Consider the following 1,380-nt stretch of genomic DNA (forward strand, 5'->3'; position numbering starts at 1 on the left):
CTATCTTAAGGATAATTTGAAAATGGATCCGGAATTCTTGGAAAAAATCATACAGAAACCAATCCCATTACCGGCAATTGAACAGCAATATATTGATCAGTTTTTAGATAATCATATAGAAAAACTTTTTGATGAATTAGTAATTTCCAAAGAAAGAAGAGAAAAACTTAATAAAACTTTTTCACTTATTTATCAGACACAAGTCAAAAAAATATTTAAAACATTGCGTCGCGTAAAAAGATATCTAAATGGCTTACGTTCAACGCTTCCGCCGATTAAGAATGAAGTAAATTTACATGATTTTTTAATTCTGGAGGTAATAAGGGTTTTTTACTCCAGGATATATCACGATATTTGGCATAATCCTTGGTTCTATATCCCTTCAAAATGGAGTACTGAGATTTATTTTTTATCTCCCTTTGCTTATTTAGAAGCAAATAAAAAATATAAGTTGATTAATGAACATATTAATGAGTTTATTAAGAATGAAAAAGAAGGAGAAGTTATAAAAGAATTATTAAAGGATATATTTTTCATTGAAGTGAAAAATGCTCTAAGCGGTGGTGGAATAGAATATGGTAGTGATATGGCAGCAAGTTATAGGGCAGAAAAAAGAATTACCCATCCAGAGTCTTTTAGAAAATATTTTATGTTAAAAGTACCATCATCGGATATATCCGATGATTTTATAGAAATAACTTTAGATGCATGGCTTTCAACAGAAAACGTAAAAAAAGAAAATGTAATTTCTAAAACAATATTTGAACTTCAAAAAAAATCAATACTTTCGAAATTTTTCAATAAACTTAAGGTATTTATAGACAGAATACCAAAAGAAGCGATTTATGAAATAATAAGAGTTATATATAAAAATGCAGGTAAGTTTTCTATAAAAGGTGAAGGAAGTATTGGAGGTTCTGAATATCACAATTCAATTAGTCTTTTGCTATTGCTTGTTAATGACAAAATAGAAAAAGATAAAATACAATCTGTTTTAGAAGAAGTTGTTATGGATACCCAATATCTTCCATTTGCTGTTCTTATAGTTCATTTATGTCAAAGAAGAGGGGGTGGGTTATTTCATAATATTTATGAATCAGTAAATCTCGATAAATTGCAAAACGAAGTTGCTAACCGATTGAAAAAATACTTTGTTGATGAAAAAAGAGATATATTTGAAGAAATTACAGAAAAAGATGGAGGATGTATTTTTGTATTATATCAATGGGGAAGTAATTGGGAAATATTTAAAGGAAATAATAATAAAATTGTAAATAAGTACGTTTTGTCACTTATTGGGGATGATGCCAAAAAGTTTGTTAAATTTCTTATGTCTCAAAAGGGTATTACATTTTCAGATGACACGGTTTTTAGTTTAAA

Annotated in this window: 1 protein-coding gene; it reads left to right on the plus strand. The window is 27.8% G+C overall.

Annotated features, from left to right (window positions below):
- Positions 1 to 37 precede the first annotated feature (37 nt).
- On the plus strand, positions 38 to 1,380 hold a 1,343-nt coding region (locus COZ07_RS05440; RefSeq protein WP_406607566.1), incomplete at its 3' end, for a hypothetical protein.

It is taken from the genome of Candidatus Infernicultor aquiphilus (genome assembly GCF_002784285.1).
In the GTDB taxonomy this organism is placed as follows: domain Bacteria; phylum Atribacterota; class Phoenicimicrobiia; order Phoenicimicrobiales; family Phoenicimicrobiaceae; genus Infernicultor; species Infernicultor aquiphilus.